Source organism: Sphingobacterium sp. UBA7855 (assembly GCA_002500745.1).
In the GTDB taxonomy this organism is placed as follows: domain Bacteria; phylum Bacteroidota; class Bacteroidia; order Sphingobacteriales; family Sphingobacteriaceae; genus Sphingobacterium.
Window position 1 is genome coordinate 306,461 of the sequence record DLST01000011.1, and the last position, 20,605, is coordinate 327,065.

Below are 20,605 nucleotides of genomic sequence, written 5' to 3' on the forward strand. Positions count from 1 at the left end.
CAGAAATAAACTGCATGTAAGATTAAAATTCTTTAGAACGAAATACATTCCATGTATTGGCAATACCTGCTTAAATGGTCTTTTTCTAATATTTAAAGAATTTCAACATGCTTTCATTACAACAACTTTCTTATATACATCCGAATAAAGATTTATTGTTTGAGAATATAAATCTTCATATAAACGCGCTAGAGAAAATTGCGTTGATCGGCCATAATGGCGTTGGCAAATCAACTTTATTGCGACTAATCGCCCGCGAACTATCCCCAGCGGATGGCAGCATCCTTCTGAGTGCCAATACGTACTATGTTCCACAAGTTGTCGGACAATTTGAGGACAAGACCGTTGCCCAAGCGCTCGGAATCCACAAAAAATTAGATGCACTTCATGCCATATTAGCGGGTGATGCATCAGAAGAAAATTTCAACAGCCTTCAAGATGACTGGACGTTGGAGGAACGTTGCAAAGAAGCTTTCGAACAATGGAACCTGCCCGACATCGCATTGACACAAAAAATGTCTTCTCTTAGTGGTGGACAAAAAACGAAAATTTTATTGGCCGGAATCCAGATTCATCCATCCGAGGTCATTTTGCTCGATGAACCGAGCAACCATTTGGATTTGGATAGCAAAAAGCTCTTATACAACTGGATTCAATCTACCCAAAGCACACTGATCATTGTAAGCCATGATAGAACCCTGCTTAATTTATTGGACGATATGGCCGAAATGACGCCCAAAGGTATTAAGCGATACGGAGGCAATTTCAGTTTTTACGAGACCCAAAAAGAAAGCGAACACCATGCTCTGCAACAAGATATCCATCACAAGGAAAAGGCGATCAAAATTGCGAAGGAGAAAGAAAGAGAGACAATAGAACGTCAAAATAGATTAAATAACCGTGGTAAAAAAAAGCAGGAAAAAGCTGGTGTAGCGCGTATCATGATGAATACGCTACGCAATACTGCCGAAAAAAGCACCGCCAAAATAAAGAGTGTACATCAGGATAAAATTGGAGATATCAGATCTGATCTACAGGAACTTCGGGGCTCTCAATCGGCATTGGATGAAATTAAAATAGATCTAGGAAATAGCACTTTTCCGACAGGAAAAAGTATGGTTAAAGCAGAAAACATCAATTTTAGCTATGGCTCGCAGCAGCTTTGGGTAGATCATGTTGACTTTCAATTATTCAGTGGCGACCGCATCGCACTACAGGGCCAGAATGGGTCTGGTAAAACGACATTGGTCAAACTCATACTTAACCAACTGACACCTGAGAAAGGAAAAATTGAGCGACAATCATTTGACGCTATCTATTTAGATCAGACATATTCGATTATTTCGCCTAATTTAAGCGTTTACGAACAAGCTCAGCAATTCAATACTAATGCACTGCCTGAACATGATATCAAAATCAGGCTCAATCGCTTCCTATTTGGAAAGGAAGATTGGGATAAACCCTGTGCGCCACTTAGCGGCGGCGAAAAAATGCGCCTGATCCTATGCTGCCTCACTATTCAGCAACAGTCACCGGATTTAATTATCCTGGATGAACCGACAAACAATCTTGATCTTCAAAATATCCGTATACTGACGAGAGCCATTCAACTTTATAAGGGCACAATCCTCGTCATTTCTCATGATGAAGTTTTTCTTAACGAAATTCATGTAAATAAAGTTATCACACTCTAAGCACTGCACATACATAATCCTTCTATTTTACTGCTACAAAATAGAAGGATTATTTATGGCTAACCGCTATACGTTTCACTAAAACATTGTAGTTTTTGTAACAATCCCATATTCTTTATTTAAAATCTGCTAAATCGATAAATTAAATTAAAAAAAACAAATTTTTATCGATATATTCACGATGATTTTAAACATGAAACAATAACCATTAAATTAATTGAACCTTCTCATTTACATAGCAGCCTTAGGGCAAATGTATCGCACAGGCCTCTCAATTAATTACTTCATTTAATTATGTCAGATTATCAAATTAAAGAAAATCCCGAATTATTTGACGCCATCGTAGTTGGTTCCGGCGCAGGTGGTGGTATGGCAGGTTATATACTTGCACATGCGGGGCTTAAAGTATTGATGCTAGAAGCAGGTCCTTTTTATGACCCAGCAAAAGATTCGTTACAACTGCGTTGGCCTTGGGAATCTCCAAGAAGAGGTGCGGGCACAACAAGACCATTTGGGGATTTTGATGCAGCCTTCGGTGGCTGGCAAATCGAAGGTGAACCCTACAGCAAGGTAGCGGGAACTGAATTTGAATGGTTTAGAGCACGTATGCTGGGCGGCAGAACCAACCACTGGGGTCGAATTTCATTACGTATGGGACCCGATGATTTTAAACCCAAAGATGGAGTTACTGAAGAATGGCCTATCACTTATGAAGAAGTTAAGCCATTTTATGACCGTGTAGATCGAATGATCGGTATATATGGCACCGTGGAAGGTATTCATAATGAGCCGGACGGAATTTTCATGAAACCACCTAAGCCACGCTTAAACGAACTATATATTGCAAAAGGTGCAAAAAAAGCGGGGGTTCCAGTGATCCCGGGAAGAGGGGCTGTGCTGACTGAAGTCTCCAAAGACATCAAGGATCGGGGAGCCTGTTTCTATTGTGGTCAATGTGGTCGTGCATGTAAAGTATATGGAGACTTTTCATCATCCTCATGTCTTGTTATTCCTGCGATGAAAACGGGTAACCTAAAAGTAATAGACAATGCAATGGTAAGAGAGGTCATTACAAATGATGAAGGAATTGCCGTTGGTGTTTCTTATGTTAACACCAAGGATTTGCAGGAATATACCGTTAAGGGGAAAACCGTTATTTTGGGTGCTAGTGCTTGTGAAAGTGCGCGGATCATGTTAAACTCCAAATCAAAATCACATCCTGGCGGTATTGGTAATAGCAGCGGTTTAGTTGGAAAATACCTCCACGATTCTACGGGAGCCAGCTTATCGGGCTTTTTACCACAACTACTTGATCGGAAGCGTTATAATGAAGATGGCGTTGGAAGTGTCCATATTTATTCACCATGGTGGGAAGATAACGCCAAATTGAACTTTCCTAGAGGTTACCACATCGAATACGGTGGTGGTTTGCATATGCCCTCTTATGGATTTTTAAATTGGGTGCCTAAAGTAAATGATATCGCCAAAAACTCGGATGGAAAAACAAAAGCCAAAGGCGGTTATGGCACTGCATTAAAAGAAGATTTCCGCAGCTATTATGGTGCAAATGTAGGCATGGCAGGACGAGGAACGGCATTGGCAAGAAAAGACAATTACTGTGAGATAGACCCCGATAAAGTTGACAAATTTGGGATTCCAGTGCTACGTTTCAACTATAAATGGGCAAATGAAGAAATTGCACAAGCGAAGCACATGCAAGAAACCTTTCAATCGATTATGCATGAAATGGGCGCTGTGATCACATCAAAAATTCCAGGAGCCGATACCTTATATGGACTGGAAGCTCCAGGAAAAATTATTCATGAAGGTGGAACCACAAGAATGGGTAACGATCCTAAAACTTCTGTATTGAACAAATGGGGCCAGGCGCACGATTGTAAAAATCTCTATGTGGTTGATGCCGGGCCATTTGTACAACAAGGGGATAAAAATCTAACCTGGACAATACTCGCTTTATCGATGCGAACAGCAGAATATATACTTCAAGAAAAGAAAAAATTAAACGGTTAAAAGCATGAATAGAAGAGAATCTTTACGGGCATTAGGATTAATTGCAGCTGGATCTGGTCTTTTAACAGCAGCTTGCAATTCAAAAGATGCTAAAAATACAGTAGCAGACAATAGCAAAAAATTACCTGGAGTCCAGGATTTTGAATACGAACGCACAGAACAATTATATGCCGAAAAGTTTTTTGACGAACATGAAATGGCTACAATAACTGTGTTGGCTGACATTATTATACCCAAAGACAGTAAGTCTGGCAGTGCATCGGAAGCTGGTGTACCCGATTTTATCGAGTTTATCGTAAAAGATTTGCCTGACAATAAAATCCCAATGCGAGGTGGACTTCGTTGGCTAGATCTCCAATCTAAAAGACGTTATGGTACGGTATTTATAAAATGCAGTGAAAAGGATCAGCTTGCGTTGATAGATGATATCGCTTACCCCGAATTAGCAAAACCAGAAATGAAACAGGGTGCTGCATTTTTCTCCTTGATGCGCAACCTGACTTCCTCAGGATTTTACACGAGCGAAATAGGTATAAAAGATATTGGCTATGCAGGAAATAAACCTGGCGTCTGGAATGGTGTACCAGATGATGTATTGAAAGAACACGGTTTTGACCCGACTAAATTTTTTGGATAAAATAAAAAAATCCNNGGATTTTTTTATTTTATCCAATTCAAACTATTGTGCTGATGGAACTTCCGTAGCTTCTGGAGCCTTATCAATTAATTCCATAAATTGATCCAATTTAGGGGTTATAATAATTTGCGTTCTTCTATTCCGTTGCTTACCGAGCGCAGTGGAATTGTCCGCTATGGGGTTATATTCTCCCCTACCTCCTGCAGTTAAGCGTTTCGGATCCACACCATATTTATTCTGTAAAGCCTGTACAACAGAAGAAGCTCTTAGGGTACTTAAATCCCAGTTATTCCGAATATTAGGTTTTGAAATCGGGTCGGTATCGGTATTACCTTCAATCAATACTTCGTAATCTCTATAATCCTGGATAATTTTTGCAATTTTACTCAATGTCTGATCTGCCCTATCGTTAATTTCATAACTGCCGGATTTGTAAAGCATATTATCAGCAAGTGAAATATAGACCACCCCTTTCAAGACCTGTACATCCACTTCCTGCAACTCCTCACGGCTAAGTGATCTGGTTAAATTGTTTGATAATACTAGGTTTAAAGAATCGGATTTATTCTTCGTTTCTACGAGATGCTTAATGTATTTGTTTGAAGCGTTGATTTCGTCAACCAACTTTGAAATATTAATGTTTCCCTGTGAATTCTGATTAATACTATTATCTAACGACTTCTGCAAAGCAACGTAAGCAGATCGTAGATCAGCATTATTTTGTTTTTCGGTGGCTAGCTGATCCTCTAAACTCTTAATTCTAGTGCGACCTTCCGCTATTTGAAGCTGCCCGTCCTGATATTGCTTGTTTAACTGACTATGCTCTGTTTGTAATTTATTGTAGTCAGACTGCAAACCAGCATATTGCTTTTTGCTGACGCCGCATCCAATAACAAACAAACTGGCTGTCAATACTGACATTGGAAAAACTAAATTCTTCATGATATACTCTTTTTGTAGATGTTGAATTAATTCATATAGCAAGATACGCAATATTCTGGCCAAAACACCTTAGGGATGTCAAATTAACAACCTTTAACGTCTATTGAGCTAACTCTTTTAATTCGGTTGAACTAAATACCTGTGCACCTTTGAGGTAAGAATTGGCGCCTTTTAAATAGTTATAAATAATGGACTTGGCTTCCCCATTCGGTAATTTGTACAGATTTTTGACAAGGAAATTTTTATCTTCAAGGATATTATTGTTATAACCTAAAAAGGAAGGTGCATGTACCTGTACACTCCACCGTATAAACCGTGCCTCGATATGATTGGGATTTTCTCTTATCACTGCTTCCAAATAATTTTTACCCTCCTTAAACTGCCCAACTTTTTTAAATGGATTACCAATATGTTTCGCTAAAAGGATCTGATAAGCTGCCAAGTATACTTTGTCAGTAGGTGATTTGGCCCCCTCCTTTAACACCTTTAAATTATGTTCACATAGATCCTCATCCTTTACAGCCACTGCATATTCCCTTCGAATTTTATCTATATTCACCTGTTGGCCAAGTCCAGCCTTCGATAGGAAAAATAGAACAATGATCATTACTATTCGTGTTATCATAATTATAAATTAGGTCGTTTAAACCATTTCATTTTCCCGCTTAAATTACTAAAAAAATCGAATCCAACTATTAATTTTAAATTATCGTAGCGCAATGTCAAAAATTCATGTCAACGCATCGCCACAACCAGCCTTAAAAAAGAGAAAAGTCTCCATTCCAATATGTTTTTAAAGCAATTTTGCGGCATGAAACTGATTTTAGCAACAAGCCCAGTCTGGTTAAAAGTGATTTTGTCGATTCTTTTTGGCGTTATACTAGGCTGCTTCTTAGGGGGGATTGTATTTAACTTATTACGAGCTTAAGCTCGTAATAAGTTAAATACCGTCCGCTACTTGACAATTCGTTGAATTTTATGCCTAGAGATAATCCGCTTATTGCAGCGCTATAGATCAGGCCAATAAGTTTCATTTTGCTTGCCAAAAGTCAAATTATTTTTACTATATTAGGTAGACCATTATAAATTTAAAAGGAGCTATGGAGACAAAAGCAGAATATCAGATTTGGGATACTATTGTGAATAGTGCAAAAACTAAATTCGATTATAAGCATATTCGTGCTATGTTTAAAAAAGAAGATGACGAAATAACCGATAAGTTTCTATTTCATATTATTGCAGGTTTTGCCTGCGGTGAAAATCATCAGACGATTTCGACTAATCTTTTCAATGAATTGCAAAACATTAATTTTGAATGTAATGAAGAACAGATCGATAGATTTATCGCTGATAAGCACGTGAAATTTAGTCCAGAAATATATGCCACCTATCTAGCATTCTCAATGCTGGAAGATGGTGAGAATATTGATAATATCACTGAAATCATAAACAATCTTCTGCAGTTAGATAAATAATTACCTTAAATTATCGTTTAATTTTGGCTAAAAACTTATATTTGTGAATTATTACACCTATAGTTATGCGCCAGTTTTTAACGTTGTTTTTAATATTTTCTATTTATACAAATAGTATCGCTCAAAACTTTGATTTTGGTAAAGTTTCTATTTCGGATTTCTCACGTATAGATTTGGATAGCAATGCCCATGCTATCGTTCTGAATGAGTTTGGCCAAAGCTCTGTTTTCGTGGATGATTATGATAATCGTATTAAACTGCTACATGAATACCATGTACTGATCCACATCATAGATAAAGAAGGATTTAAAAAAGCTAATTTTGAAATTCCTTCTTATAAACGTGGAAATTATATACGTGACTACTTTGATGAATTAAAGGCTGTTACTTATAACTTAGAAAATGGTAGAATAGAGAGAACAGAGCTTGAAAATAAAAAAGTTTTCAAAGAAAATTATTCAGCACATCTGGACCTTAATAAATTCACACTTCCGAATATTAAAGAAGGATCTATTATTGAAGTGTCTTATCGAACGCTAGAGCAGGATTTATTTAATTTTAAAACATGGGAATTTCAAGATGATGTTCCTAAAATTCAAAGTCAATACATCGCTATCATACCTGCTTCTTTTACCTATAATGTAGCTTTACGTGGACCTTATAAACTTACCGATCAAAAAGGTGAAGTATTGCGAGAATATATTTTTCTAGATGGTTTACGAATGGATTGTTCAAAATTGACCTATAAAATGAACAACGTTCCGGCATTTATCGAAGAGGATTACATGACCTCCCCTACGAATTTTAAATCTGCAATTTATTATGAACTTGAATCGATTTTTTATCCGAGTACAGGCAGTAAGAAAACATTTAGCAAAACTTGGAAAGACGTAGATGTAGAACTGATGAATGAAAAGACTTTTGGCGGTCAATTAAAAAAAACAGACGTATTCAAATCCAGCTTAGCAACATTCATATCTCCTAATGACAGTAAACTTGAAAAAGCAAAAAAGATATATAACTATATTAACAAACAAATAAAATGGAACAATCATTTAGGCAAATATGCGGAGACTGGCGTTGAAAAAGCACTTGAAAAACGAAATGGTAATATTGGGGATATTAATCTAGCATTAGTAACCGCTTTAATGGCTGCAGACCTAGAAGCATACCCTGTCATTCTCTCGACCCGCCGAAATGGTAACCCTAATGCACTTTTCCCTGTGTTATCTGACTTTGACTACGTCATCGCTTGCGTGGATATCGATGGTGTAAAATATACATTGGATGCCTCTAATGCTTATTTGCCTTTTGGAGAATTGCCCTTGCAATGTTTAAATGAACGGGGAAGAATCATCTACTCAAAAAAAAGCTCAAATTGGTTCCCACTTGTAGCGACAGAGTTTTCCGAAGTAAATTATGCCTTGGAAGGAACATTAGATGATCAATTAAAAATTAAGGGAAAATTAACCATAAGCAGTAGAGGCAACAAAGCATTCTTAAAGCGTCAACATATTGCTAAATTTAATTCTTTGGAAGAATATTGGGAAAAAATGGATGAAGAAATGCCCAACATCACACTGATAAAGTCGAGTATTCAAAACCTTGAGGATATTGATCAAATCTTGATAGAAGAATTCGATGTCGTCGCGGATGTTTCCAAACAGATGGGACAAGATGAGATAGTTTTGGCTCCAACTATTATTGACAGGGTCGTCCACAACCCATTTAAAGCGCAGGAAAGAACTTACCCTGTCGATATGGGTTATAAATCCAAAACTCTGTATTCGATTAAATTAACAATTCCTGATCAATATGAGATTGTCGAAAAACCACAAAATGCTTCTTTAGTACTCCCAGAGTCAACTGCAAAATATAAATATGTCAGCCAAGTTGATGGTAACCAAATCGAAATCCTACAGAGCCTCACGTTCAACAAGCCCCTATTTTCAGTCGATGAATATTTTTCACTTAAAGAATTGTATTCCCGTATCATTCAACAACAAAAAGTAGATCTAAAATTAATTAGTAAAAAATGAAAATTCTATTCGTCAACTTACTATACATCCTGCTTCCGGTCCTTGCCAGTGGGCAAGAAAACTATGACGTTGCCAATATTCCAAGTACATTAAAAAGCCGTGCAGTAGCGACTGTACGCAATGATAAAACTGTGGTAGAAATAAAATCTCCCGAACAAGTCGTCACCACGACAACTTGCGCCATTACCGTGTACAATAAAAACGGAGACCGTTATGCAACGCTTCCGGTGTATTATGATAAATCCACTGAGATCAGAAGCATTAAGGGAGCGATCTATAACGAAATGGGCATATTGCAAAAGAAAATTTCAACGAAAGATTTTAAGGATATTAGTGCTGTTGACAACAGTACGATGTTTGCCGATTCCCGAGTAAAAATATATGTCCCCAACTACCACAGTTATCCCTATACCATCGAATATCAATACGAGGTCAGAAGCAAGCAAAACTTGATCATTCCATCTTGGACTCCGGAGGTCTCAAACAATGTGTCCATAGAAAAAAGCAGTTTCCAATTTATCGCACCAATTGGCACAGAATACAGAATAGAAACAAAGAATTATAATGGAACGGCAAAACAAGAAAAAAATGAGAAGACCGAAAGCAAGACGTGGAATGTGGAACAGATCGTGGCCAGAAAGGACGAGTCTTATAGTCCCAACTCCAGTCTTAAAAAAACGAATGTACTCATCGTTCCCAAAAATTTTATTTACTATGGGAGAGAAGGAAATTTCTCAGACTGGAAAGAATTCGGTAACTGGGTATCCAACAGTTTGCTAAATAAGAAACAAGATCTGACCGACGCCTCTAAACAAAAATTTATTGCATTGACCAAAAATGCCAGTTCAGACAAGGATAAAGCAAAAATTCTATATGATTACTTACAAAAAAACACACGCTATATCAGTATTCAGATAGGTATTGGCGGCTTAGAGCCATTTCCTGCCTCAGAAGTAGACCGTTTGGGCTATGGCGATTGTAAAGCGTTAGTCAACTACATGCGAAGTATGCTGTCGGCCGTCAATATCCCTTCCTACTATTGCATCGTTGAAGCTGGAAGAAGCAAAGAAAGTTTCAATAAAACCTTTGCAAATGCTCAAGACGGAAATCACGTCATATTATGCATTCCGTTTAAAAATGATACAACTTGGCTAGAATGTACAAGCCAGAACCTTCCATTTGGTTTTCTCAGCGATTTTACCGACGATAGAGATGTCGTTGCTTGCACTGAAAACGGTGGAGTTATTATGCACACTCCTAAATATGTTAATTCAACAAATCTTCAGCTTCGCTACGCCGATCTAAAACTTTCAGAAGATGGGAATATACAAGGTTCGCTAAACACCAAGTTCTACGGAACCCAATATGCAAACCATATGGATGTACTTTTGGCTAGCAATATTGACAAGAATAAACTTCTAACTGAATATTACAATATAGACAATATCAATTTCAATCGTATAAACTATATTGAACACAAAGAAGACAATCCATTTATTGAAGAGAACCTGGATATTTCCATTAAAAATTTTGCTGTAAAAAATGGCAATAAACTTTTGATCCAGCCTAATTTGTTCAACTTGCATTCCAATATTCCTGAAAGCAGAAATAGAACAGAAGATATTTTCATTGAAAGAGGGTTTACCGATATTGACAGCATTAGCATTATTCTTCCTGAAAATATACTTAAAACAGTAGTCCCTGAAAAGAAAATCATTGAAAAACCGTTTGGAAAATATGAGTTTAGATCAGAAATAAAAGGCAATAAACTCTTCACCTACAGAAAATTGGAGCTTTTTGAAGGCACCTATCCTGCTAGTAATTATGAGGAATTTTTTCAATTTCATAACGAAGTAAGCAGTAGTGATAGAGGCCGTTTTAACCTTAGCTTTCTCTAAACAAATGAAAATATTTACCAGAATATGAATGTGTGCACTCCGCCAGAGCACGGCAATAATTGTATATTAGCCAAATGACAGAATACGCAGCGATATTTGACATGGACGGTGTTATAAGTCACACCAATCCTTTCCACGCACAAGCCTTTAGAGCTTTTTTTAAAAACCACAATGTGCAACAAGCTACAGAAGAGGAATTTGAACAGCACATGTATGGTAAGCACAATAGTTATATTATGCAACATTTCTTTAAACGTCCAATTTCTCCTGAAGAACTGAGCACGCTTGAATTTGAAAAAGAGCAACTTTTTAGAGTAATTTACAAAGACCATGTAGCGCCTATAAAGGGGTTAATTGAGTTTTTGACAGCCTTAAAAGAGAAAGGTTTTAAGCTTGCTGTAGCGACATCTGCTCCGCGGGAAAACATGGATTTAATTCTAGACGAATTGAATATACGGCAATTATTTTCTTCCACACTAAGCAGCGAAGACGTGAAATTACATAAACCTCATCCTGAGGTTTACCTAAAATCGGCAGAAAATCTTCAAATTTCAACCGATTGCTGTATCGTTTTTGAAGATTCTTTTTCAGGCATTACTGCAGCTAAAAATGCTAATATGAAAGTTGTAGCCGTACTTTCAACGCATAAAAAAGAAGAATTACCAACAAGCAATATTTATATCAATAATTATACGGAATTATCAGTTGCGAATGTTGAAGCTATTTTAAAAATACAGTAGCCAGGACTTTACGGTACAATTCCCAAGTTGCTGTTGATGTATAAAAAAAGAGATTCCTCAAGGAATCTCTTTTTTTAGTATTGATAGTCTAGTTTGCCTAAAGAATCATGGACAGCTAATGGCTAAGTAAAATTTTATTCAGCTATTAATCTCTTTTCAGACCGAACTTTTCTATTTTACTATAAAGATGACTACGTTGAATGTCCAAATCATCCGCTGTCTTGGAGACGTTCCAATTGTTTTTTTCCAACTTGTATTTTATAAATTCTTTCTCAGCATGATCCTTGTAATCTTGAAACGAATCAAAGGAGTCCATATCTAATCCATAATTTGTTCTACCTTTTTCATGGGCTACACCATTTATCGGTTCGCGCGAAGGATTGGCAAAGGCAATGACATCTTTGTCGGTAATAGACTTGTCGCTCAAAATAATTAAACGTTCAATCATATTTCTTAATTCGCGAATATTTCCCGTCCAAGGAAGGTGGCTTAACTCTTTCATGGCTGCTGTAGTGATATCCTTAACGGGAATTCCGTACTCCATACAGATCTCTTCGCAGAAGTTAGTAGATAATAAAGGAATATCATCAACGCGATCAACTAATGCAGGTACATGGATCAATATAACAGAAAGACGGTGATATAAGTCCATTCTGAAATTACCATCTTCAATTTCTTTCAATAAGTCCTTATTGGTCGCAGCAACCACACGTACATTGACATCAATTTCTTTATCGCCCCCCACCCGAGTAATTTTATGTTCCTGTAGCGCTCTTAATACTTTTGCCTGCGCCGAAAGGCTCATGTCACCAATCTCATCTAAAAACAATGTGCCGCCACTAGCTTGTTCAAATTTTCCAATACGTTGCTTAATAGCCGATGTGAAAGATCCTTTTTCGTGACCAAACAGCTCTGATTCAATTAATTCGGAAGGTATTGCCGCACAGTTCACTTCGATTAATGGGCCCTGCGCGCGATTTGATTTCTCATGTAACCAACGTGCAACCAATTCTTTTCCCGAACCATTCGCACCAGTAATCAATACGCGAGCTTCAGTTGGTGCAACACGGTCAATTGTTTCTTTAATACGTTTGATAGCCCCAGATTCACCTAATATATCTTTCGTTTTCGAACTGCTAACTTTTCGTTTCAGAACTTTCGTTTCGGTCACTAGGGAACTTTTATCCAATGCATTTCGAACCGTGATCAATAATCTATTTAGGTCCAATGGCTTTTCTAAAAAGTCAAATGCTCCCTTTTTCGCAGCTTCAACAGCGGTTTCAATCGTACCATGTCCGGAGATCATTATGAAGGGAATATCTGGACTGCTTTGGTGGGCATCTGCCAACACTTCCATCCCATCCATCGTGTTCATCTTGATATCACACAGAACAAGATCTATTTTTTCCTTTTTTAAAATATCTAAACCATCCCGGCCATTGTCGACATCTAAAATCGTATAATCTTCATATTCCAAGATATCACGCAACGAACTTCTGATGGCGCGCTCATCATCAATGATTAAAATCGTACTCATAAATAGAGAATTATGCTATTTTTTCAATTATGAAAATCAATATAAGTTTTTTTTGGCAATTAGCGAAAAAGAAGCAAACCTTGTAAGCCGGGTTCTGTAGACCACCGAAGTGGAATTTCTATCATTTATCTAGATTTGCCATCACTGACAAACTCAATCAACCTACCCATTACGAATTCCAATACATTGAAAGAAGACGAGCAGCCTTCGATTTTCGCAACCTATTTGGTCTTTCAACACACGAGGTTTACCGTAATGCATGTCACCATGCAAGACCGTAAGCTCTTACCTTACGTTTTCACCCTTACTCCGAAAAGCGGTATATTTTCTGTGGCACTTTCTGTCTACTATTTCCATAGCAGCCTTCCCGTTAGGAAGCGTGTCGCTCTATGTTGCCCGGACTTTCCTCTCCTCTCAAAAAGAGCAGCGATAGAACCAGTTTGCTTCTGCGCAAAAGTAGCTATTTTACTCGGATAAAACTGAAATTCTTTTCAATTTCGAAAACACCGGTAATTATTTAGCTTGTGCTGTAAATTCTACGCAGTCATATTGCGTAGATAAAAGAAAGTTTTCGTATTTTCAGTTAACCAAAAGAAATCGAACGTGGCACTTAATAAACTCGCGCTTATACGCTATAAAACTATTGATCAATGTCTCCGTTTGCGACATCGGAAATGGACGTTGGAAGATCTTATGGAAAAGGTATCCGATGCACTCTATGAATGTGAAGGAATCAAAAATGGGATAAGTAAACGCACCATACAAGGTGATATTCAGCTCATGCGTAGTAATAAGCTCGGCTACAATGCGCCTATAGTCGTCTTGCAACGCAAATTCTACACCTATGAAGATCCCCACTATAGTATTAGCAATTCTCCTATTTCTGTCGGAGATATGCAAAAAATGAAGGAGGCTGTGGAGGTGTTGAAGCATGTGAGCGGCTTCTCGAGCTTTGATGAATTGAGCGATATTGTTGCACGGCTCGAAGATAGTATCCATACCAAAAAGGATAATGCGCCATCGATTATACAAATGGAAAATAATAATCTGCTAAAGGGACTTTCCTTTATCAATCCATTGCATCAAGCCATTCGAGAAAAAACCCCGCTACTCATAAGCTACCAGTCGTTCAAAGCAAAACAACAGCAAGATCTTGTCTTCTCCCCCTATCTTCTAAAAGAGTATCGTAATCGGTGGTTTCTAATTGGGCATCACAAAAAGAATGAAGGGTTGATGACGCTAGCACTTGATCGCATAAATTCTGTAGAAGAAATGGGTAAAAATTCATATAAAGAATATAACGGGGTAGATTTTGAACGCTATTTTTCGGATACCATTGGCGTTACTAAATCACACAAAGACCGCGGACATCGCGTAATATTACTTGTCAATGCAAAAAATGCGCCTTATGTGACAACAAAACCCATACATTCTTCCCAGCAAATTTTAGGTAAAAAGGAAGACGGATCGATTTTGATTCGCCTCGATGTTGTACTTAATTTTGAGCTGGAAAGAGAAATTTTAGGTTTTGGCGAATCCGTTAAGGTGCTCTCACCGAAAAGTCTTCAAACTCGAATAAAGCAGCGCTTGGGAGCTGCCATACAACGCTATACCCAAGAATCTGTAGATAGAATTTTGGATTAAAAAAATGTATAGTATTTCAGTTCATTCTCCCACTTAGGCGATATTTCCAGAAGAGATGGAAACCATTTTCTCCTTCACTAAGGCTAAATATCTTGAGCAATGGCATAACCACTAGCCCAAGCCCATTGGAAGTTATAGCCGCCCAGCCATCCGGTAATATCCACAGTTTCTCCTCCGAAATAAAGGCCATTTACTTTTTTTGACATGAGTGTCTTAGGATGAAGTTCCGCTGTCGATACTCCCCCTCGCATAACCTCAGCTTTATCATAACCCTTATCTCCCGCAGGTTTTACCTTGAAGTGATGAATAGTATCAATAATCAATTTCGCCTCAGCCTTACTAAGGGAGGCAATTTTGGTATCCAATACTAGGAATTTTCCAAGAGCATCAACTAATTTCCTCGTGAAGTGATCGTTCAACAATTGGGAAACAAGTCTTTTTCCGCCGTATTGTCGCTCTTGTTTAATCAGATTATCTAAATTAAAATTAGGCAGTAGATCAATGCTAATCTCCTGTCCAGGCCTCCAATAACTTGATATCTGAAGAATTGCGGGTCCGCTTAATCCCCAGTGTGTAAAGAGAATATTCTCTTCAAAAGACATTCCGGCAACAGATACCTTTGAGAATACCGAATTTCCAGCTAAGGAACTATACCAATCGGCATCTTTTCCTGTTATGGTCAGCGGCACTAATGCAGGAGCTGTACCGACCACTTCCAAACCAAATTTTTTGGCTAGGCGTAAACCAAAGTCTGATGCGCCAAGCTTTTGAACCGGAAGCCCTCCGGAAGCAATGATAACTTTTGGGCTATGATAGTGGGATTCACCTGCTTCATTTTCTACTGTTACAACAAAACCATCGGCATCTCTTTCAACAGATTTCACCAATGTATTTAAGGCAATATCCTGATCCGTTTCATATAAAATTTTAGAAAACACAGCAACAATATCTTTTGCTTTATTGGTTATCGGAAACAGCTGCCCCAAGGTCTTCTCCTGCCCCACAATGCCATAGCTTTCAAAAAACACAACAGTATCCTCTACAGTCCATTGCTTGAACACGCTATGTAAAAAATCTGGATTTTCAGAAATGAAATTTGATGGGCTAGTACCCGTATTCGTATAATTACAGCGTCCACCTCCAGAAATCAATATCTTCGCACCAACTTTATCGTTTCGTTCAATAACTAAAGTCTTCTTTCCAATGAGCCCTGCTTGCGCAGCGCACATCAAACCACAGGCCCCAGCCCCAATAATGATAGCATCGTAGGTTATACTCACAGTAACAGATCTAATAAGCAATCAATGTGTCGTCAACAGAAATCACCCTCCGCTCCAATTGACTCTGATATGCTATTTCAATAATTTTAATAACATCTCGGGCTTGTTCTGGCGATGCGATTAAGGATCTTTTCCCTAATATACTATCCGCAACGTTCTGATAAAAATCAGGATAGGAACCAATTTCAGAAGGAATCATTTCTTCAATGTCATTCCCCTTTTCAACGATATTGAGCTTGCCGTATAGACTTGGATCCTCTTGTCCCCAGGTTGGATCTTCATCAGGAAATTTACCATCGCGCAGTAAAGCTTCCTGTGGGTCGATACCATATTTTACAAAATTTCCGTTCATTCCAAAGACACGATACCGAGGTGTGGGTTCTTTTGCAAGCATAGACCCTTTCAACGATACCCGTAAGTTATCATAGTACAATAGGCAGTCGAAATTATCGATAGTCTTTGCGTGATCCCGTTGGATAGCTAAATCTGCAAAAACAGCATTTGGCTTTCCAAACAACTGTAAAGCCTGATCGATGAGATGAGGCCCTAAGTCATAAAATACTCCAGAACCCGGCAAATTTTCCTCACGCCAAGCATTCGGTCGCAGGTAGTTTCGAAAACGATCAAAGCGAGATTCCAAATTTACAATCCGTCCCAATCTTCCACTTTTGATTACTTTTTCAACTGTACGATAATCTGAGTTGAACCTTAAATTATGGTAGGGAGCCAAGATCAGATTGTACTGCTTTGCCAACGAAATCAACTCATCTGCCTGATCCACACTATTTGTAAACGGCTTTTCAACCACGACATGTTTTCCCGCTTCCAATGCACGTTTGGCAAAAGGATAATGCATTTCATTGGAGGTTGCAATCACGACTAAATCAATGGTTGGATCATCGAATATGTCATTTGCAGACAAAGCAATTTCCGCATGCGGATAGCGTTCCTTAAGCAAACTCTGCTGATCAGCTTTGCGTGCCGTCACCTTGACAAGATCCAGTTCCACAATCGAACGCATCACGGGGGCATGAAAAACTTGGCCTGAAATTCCAAAACCAATAAGTCCTACGCGAATTTTCTCCATCATATTACATTCTTTCGGGCACTTGGATACCCAATAAGTTCATTCCTTTTGCAATAACCTTCGCTGCGGAAGCAGATAAGTGCAACCTAAAGTTTTTAACATCATGATCTTCCGCTTTCAAGATGGTTTCCTCATGATAAAATTTATTGTAAATCTTGGCTACTTCATAAATATAATTTGCCAACTGGGCAGGGCTGAACTCTTGTGCGGAGGCTTCAATAGTCTCTGGAAATGCTCCAAGTTGCTGAATCAAATCACGTTCGTAAGAAGAGATCGTTGCCGGTACAGAAACCGCACTGTCAAAATTGAATTCAGCTTTACTTAAGACAGATTTGATACGTGCATGAGTATATTGAATAAACGGCCCAGTATGTCCTTGAAAATCGACGGACTCATTGGGATCAAATAAGAGACGTTTTTTGGGATCTACCTTCAATAGAAAATATTTAAGCGCCCCCATTCCAATCGTATCATAAAGAGCTGCTTTGGATGCTTCGTCCAATCCTTCCGTCTTTCCAAGTTCTTCAGTCCGTTCCTGCGCAGTTTTAAGCATTTCAGCCATCAAATCATCCGCATCAACAACTGTTCCTTCCCTTGATTTCATTTTGCCGGATGGAAGATCGACCATTCCATAAGACAAATGGAACAAACCTTCAGCCCAGGCTTTACCAAGTTTTTTTAAGATTAAGAACAATACCTTGAAATGATAATCTTGCTCGTTACCAACAACATAGATAGATTCACTCATTTTGAACTCATCATACTTTAGTTGAGCTGTCCCCAAATCTTGGGTGATATAAACAGAAGTACCGTCGCCACGAAGCACCAGCTTCTGATCCAATCCTTCATCTGTTAGATCAATCCAAACGGAGTTATCTTCTTTCTTGAAGAAAACGCCTTTATCCAAACCTTCTTGAATAATATCTTTACCTAACAAGTAAGTATTGGATTCATAATAATATTTGTCGAAATCGACGCCCAATTGTTTGTATGTCTTTTCAAATCCAGCATACACCCAGTTATTCATGGTTTTCCAAAGTGAGATTACCTCTTCATTGCCCGCCTCCCATTGTTGCAACATCGCTTGGGCTTGCTTCATCAACGGCGCATTTTTCTTTGCTTCATCTTCGGTTTGCCCTTCAGCCTTCAATGCCTCGATCTCCTTTTTATATTCTTTGTCAAAAACGACGTAATATTTTCCGACGAGGTGGTCTCCCTTCATCCCTGTAGATTCAGGTGTCTCACCGGCACCAAATTTCTGCCAGGCCAACATCGATTTACAGATATGGATACCACGGTCATTTACCAAATTCGCTTTGATCACCTCATAACCATAGGCCTTCAGAATTTCGGCCACGGAGTATCCTAATAAATTATTCCGAATGTGGCCTAAATGCAGCGGTTTATTCGTATTGGGAGAAGAGTATTCCACCATCAGTTTTTTTCCATTTGCCGGAAATATGCCAAAGTCCTTCGACGAGATGGTCTGATTCAACAACGTGATCCAGTAAGCATCCGAAAGGACAATATTCAAAAACCCTTTGATCACATTGAAATCCGATATTTCAGCAATGTGCTGTTGCAAATAGGCTCCAATTTCTTTTCCAGTTTGCTCAGGAGAAGATTTCGAAAAGCGCGTTACGGGAAATGTTACGATCGTAATTTGTCCTTCAAACTCCTTTCGGGTAGCTTGTAAAGCAATTTGATTTTCTAAAATATCTGCATTGTAAAGCTCTTTTACTGCCTGTACAGTGACTTCAACAAGTCGCTTTTGAATAGAATTTGCCATTTAATGATTTTGTAATTTTTACAACTTCCTGATAGTGAATTGGAAATAAATAACATTCCTTATTTAGGTATTCACCATTAAAGTATATCTTTGCAAAAATAATAAAAAATGCAGAGCTATCAGGAATTTCTTGACTTAAGTGTTGGTTTTCCGCAAGACGGATTCGAAATCATCGACGACGAATTGTATTTCCACGATTTGAATTTAATGGAAATGATAGAAACGTACGGTACGCCGTTACGTTTTACCTATTTGCCTATCGTCAGCAAAAAAATTCAGCAAGCGAAAATCCTTTTTCAGACCGCAATTCTGAAACATAACTATCGCGGATCTTACAAATATTGCTATTGTACTAAATCATCCCATTTCAAGCACATCGTAGAAGAGGCGTTGAAAAATGATATTCACCTGGAAACTTCCTCTGCATTTGACATGCCGATGATCGATTCATTGGAAAGACAGGGTACGGTAACAAAAGACATTACAGTCATCTGTAATGGATTCAAAACGTATCAGTATAAACAGTATATTGTAGATATGATCCATGATGGATATACAAACATTATACCCGTACTAGATAATAAAGAAGAGTTTAACCTTTACGACGATGAAATCGAACTGGATGAACCTTGTGCGCTAGGAATCCGCGTTGCATCCGAAGAGCAACCAGATTCTCAATTCTATACATCTCGTTTGGGAATCCGTCAGGAAGACGTCATTGACTTCTATAACAACAAAATCGTTGACAATCCAAACTTTAAAGTCAAGTTACTTCACTTTTTCATCAATTCAGGTATCTCAGACACTCCCTACTACTGGAATGAACTGGAGAAATATGTGACATTGTACTGTAAATTCAAGAAAGTAAACCCAGACTTAGATACATTGGATATCGGTGGGGGTATGCCGTTTAAGGATTCACTGGTGCACGACTTTGACTACGAATACATGGTCAATGAAATCGTGAACCGGATCAAACAAATCTGCGCGCACCACGAGGTAATGGAACCCGATATTATTACCGAATTTGGTAAATACACCGTCGCTGAAGCTTCAGGTATTCTATACAAAGTACTCGGCCGCAAGCAACAAAATGACCGTGAGCGCTGGTTTATGATTGATGGCTCATTTATTACGAATTTACCCGATGTATGGGCATTGAATCAAAAATACATCCTCTTGCCAATCAACAACTGGGATTCGGAATATGAACGTGTCAATCTAGGCGGTATTACCTGCGATGGTCAGGATTATTATAATCAGGAGGCACATATGAATTCGGTATTTATGCCAAAGACACGCAAGGTACAATACCTGGGATTCTTTCATACAGGGGCCTATCAGGATGTATTAAGTGGATATGGAGGAATTCATCACTGCCTATTGCCTTCCCCTAAACATGTGCTCGTACGCCGCAATAGAGACGAAACATTCAACTACGAAGTGTTTGGTGAGGAACAAAACTCGAAGCAAGTCATGAAGTTATTGGGGTATCAATAAGATATTATAACCAGAATACCCGCTCTTTCAATTGCCGGATGATAAATACCGTGCAGAGAAAGCGTGTTTTTAAGCACAAAAAAACGGTCCCAGTCTTAAAAACGGGACCGTTTAATTTTGCGTTTAATCGCGCCAATTATAACCGAGATTAAATTCGAAAACCAAGTGCAGATACCCAGCCTCATTCATCAGCGTAAATAGCACCGATAAACTTCATACCAAGGCCTGAAATAATACGGACTTTGTCCGGACCTAATAGGGACTTGATAGGGGCCTCATTCGGATGAAAGCGTTTAAAGTACCTGTTAGCTT

Annotated in this window: 15 protein-coding genes and 1 other RNA gene; 9 read left to right on the forward strand and 7 right to left on the reverse strand. The window is 38.4% G+C overall.

Annotated elements, in window-relative coordinates; all coding sequences use genetic code 11:
* Window positions 1-107 precede the first annotated feature (107 nt).
* The 3 genes from B2107_RS10040 (at window position 108) to B2107_RS10050 (ending at window position 4,362) form a co-directional block, all read left to right on the forward strand.
* Window positions 108-1,694, forward strand: a complete 1,587-nt coding sequence (locus B2107_RS10040) for an ABC-F family ATP-binding cassette domain-containing protein (protein ID WP_293955497.1) — start codon at window positions 108-110, stop codon at window positions 1,692-1,694.
* Window positions 1,695-1,988: 294 nt separating this feature from the next.
* Window positions 1,989-3,725, forward strand: coding sequence for a GMC family oxidoreductase (locus B2107_RS10045; protein WP_293955498.1), 1,737 nt, complete (start codon window positions 1,989-1,991; stop codon window positions 3,723-3,725).
* Window positions 3,726-3,729: 4 nt separating this feature from the next.
* Complete coding sequence (locus B2107_RS10050) at window positions 3,730-4,362, forward strand: gluconate 2-dehydrogenase subunit 3 family protein (RefSeq protein WP_293955499.1); 633 nt, start codon at window positions 3,730-3,732, stop codon at window positions 4,360-4,362.
* 42 nt (window positions 4,363-4,404) lie between these two features.
* Here the strand turns inward: B2107_RS10050 and B2107_RS10055 are convergent, their stop codons facing one another.
* Both B2107_RS10055 and B2107_RS10060 read right to left on the reverse strand, forming a co-directional pair.
* Window positions 4,405-5,304, reverse strand: a complete 900-nt coding sequence (locus tag B2107_RS10055) for an OmpA family protein (RefSeq protein ID WP_293881785.1) — start codon at window positions 5,302-5,304, stop codon at window positions 4,405-4,407.
* Window positions 5,305-5,404: 100 nt separating this feature from the next.
* Window positions 5,405-5,929: a hypothetical protein gene (locus tag B2107_RS10060; RefSeq protein WP_293955500.1), complete on the reverse strand. Its 525-nt coding sequence runs from the start codon at window positions 5,927-5,929 to the stop codon at window positions 5,405-5,407.
* Between the two features lie 475 nt (window positions 5,930-6,404).
* On the opposite strand from B2107_RS10060, the gene B2107_RS10065 reads away from it, so the two are divergent.
* The 4 genes from B2107_RS10065 to B2107_RS10080 all read left to right on the forward strand — a co-directional run bounded on the left by B2107_RS10065 (window position 6,405) and on the right by B2107_RS10080 (window position 11,456).
* Window positions 6,405-6,779 carry a hypothetical protein gene (locus B2107_RS10065; RefSeq protein ID WP_293955501.1) on the forward strand — a complete coding sequence of 125 codons (375 nt, stop codon included), beginning with the start codon at window positions 6,405-6,407 and terminating at the stop codon, window positions 6,777-6,779.
* Window positions 6,780-6,844: 65 nt separating this feature from the next.
* Complete coding sequence (locus B2107_RS10070; RefSeq protein WP_293955502.1) at window positions 6,845-8,818, forward strand: transglutaminase domain-containing protein; 1,974 nt, start codon at window positions 6,845-6,847, stop codon at window positions 8,816-8,818.
* Window positions 8,815-10,716: a DUF3857 domain-containing protein gene (locus B2107_RS10075; RefSeq protein WP_293955503.1), complete on the forward strand. Its 1,902-nt coding sequence runs from the start codon at window positions 8,815-8,817 to the stop codon at window positions 10,714-10,716. The genes B2107_RS10070 and B2107_RS10075 overlap by 4 nt, the downstream gene beginning before the upstream one ends.
* Window positions 10,717-10,790: 74 nt before the next feature.
* Entirely contained in the window at window positions 10,791-11,456 is a 666-nt protein-coding gene (locus B2107_RS10080; protein WP_293955504.1) for an HAD family hydrolase, read from the forward strand.
* Between the two features lie 145 nt (window positions 11,457-11,601).
* Here B2107_RS10080 and B2107_RS10085 read toward each other — a convergent pair whose 3' ends face one another.
* Together B2107_RS10085 and rnpB are read right to left on the reverse strand one after the other, a co-directional pair.
* Window positions 11,602-12,993: a sigma-54-dependent transcriptional regulator gene (locus B2107_RS10085; RefSeq protein WP_293955505.1), complete on the reverse strand. Its 1,392-nt coding sequence runs from the start codon at window positions 12,991-12,993 to the stop codon at window positions 11,602-11,604.
* Window positions 12,994-13,060: 67 nt separating this feature from the next.
* Window positions 13,061-13,439: RNase P RNA component class A (gene rnpB / locus B2107_RS10090), an RNA gene on the reverse strand.
* A 157-nt stretch (window positions 13,440-13,596) separates the two neighbouring features.
* On the opposite strand from rnpB, the gene B2107_RS10095 reads away from it, so the two are divergent.
* The gene (locus tag B2107_RS10095; RefSeq protein ID WP_293955506.1) at window positions 13,597-14,637 is read left to right on the forward strand and encodes a helix-turn-helix transcriptional regulator; all 1,041 of its coding nucleotides are present in this window, start codon (window positions 13,597-13,599) and stop codon (window positions 14,635-14,637) included.
* Window positions 14,638-14,720: 83 nt separating this feature from the next.
* Here the strand turns inward: B2107_RS10095 and B2107_RS10100 are convergent, their stop codons facing one another.
* The 3 genes from B2107_RS10100 to argS are packed head-to-tail and all read right to left on the reverse strand — an operon-like array spanning window position 14,721 to window position 18,793.
* Window positions 14,721-15,911: an NAD(P)/FAD-dependent oxidoreductase gene (locus B2107_RS10100; protein ID WP_293955565.1), complete on the reverse strand. Its 1,191-nt coding sequence runs from the start codon at window positions 15,909-15,911 to the stop codon at window positions 14,721-14,723.
* A 16-nt stretch (window positions 15,912-15,927) separates the two neighbouring features.
* Complete coding sequence (locus B2107_RS10105) at window positions 15,928-17,007, reverse strand: oxidoreductase (RefSeq protein WP_293955507.1); 1,080 nt, start codon at window positions 17,005-17,007, stop codon at window positions 15,928-15,930.
* 1 nt (window position 17,008) lies between these two features.
* Entirely contained in the window at window positions 17,009-18,793 is a 1,785-nt protein-coding gene (gene argS, locus B2107_RS10110; RefSeq protein ID WP_293955508.1) for an arginine--tRNA ligase, read from the reverse strand.
* 108 nt (window positions 18,794-18,901) lie between these two features.
* Between argS and B2107_RS10115 the strand changes: the two genes are divergently transcribed.
* Window positions 18,902-20,293 (forward strand): arginine decarboxylase, encoded by a 1,392-nt coding sequence (locus B2107_RS10115; protein ID WP_121123983.1) that lies wholly within the window; start codon window positions 18,902-18,904, stop codon window positions 20,291-20,293.
* Window positions 20,294-20,605: the final 312 nt, after the last annotated feature.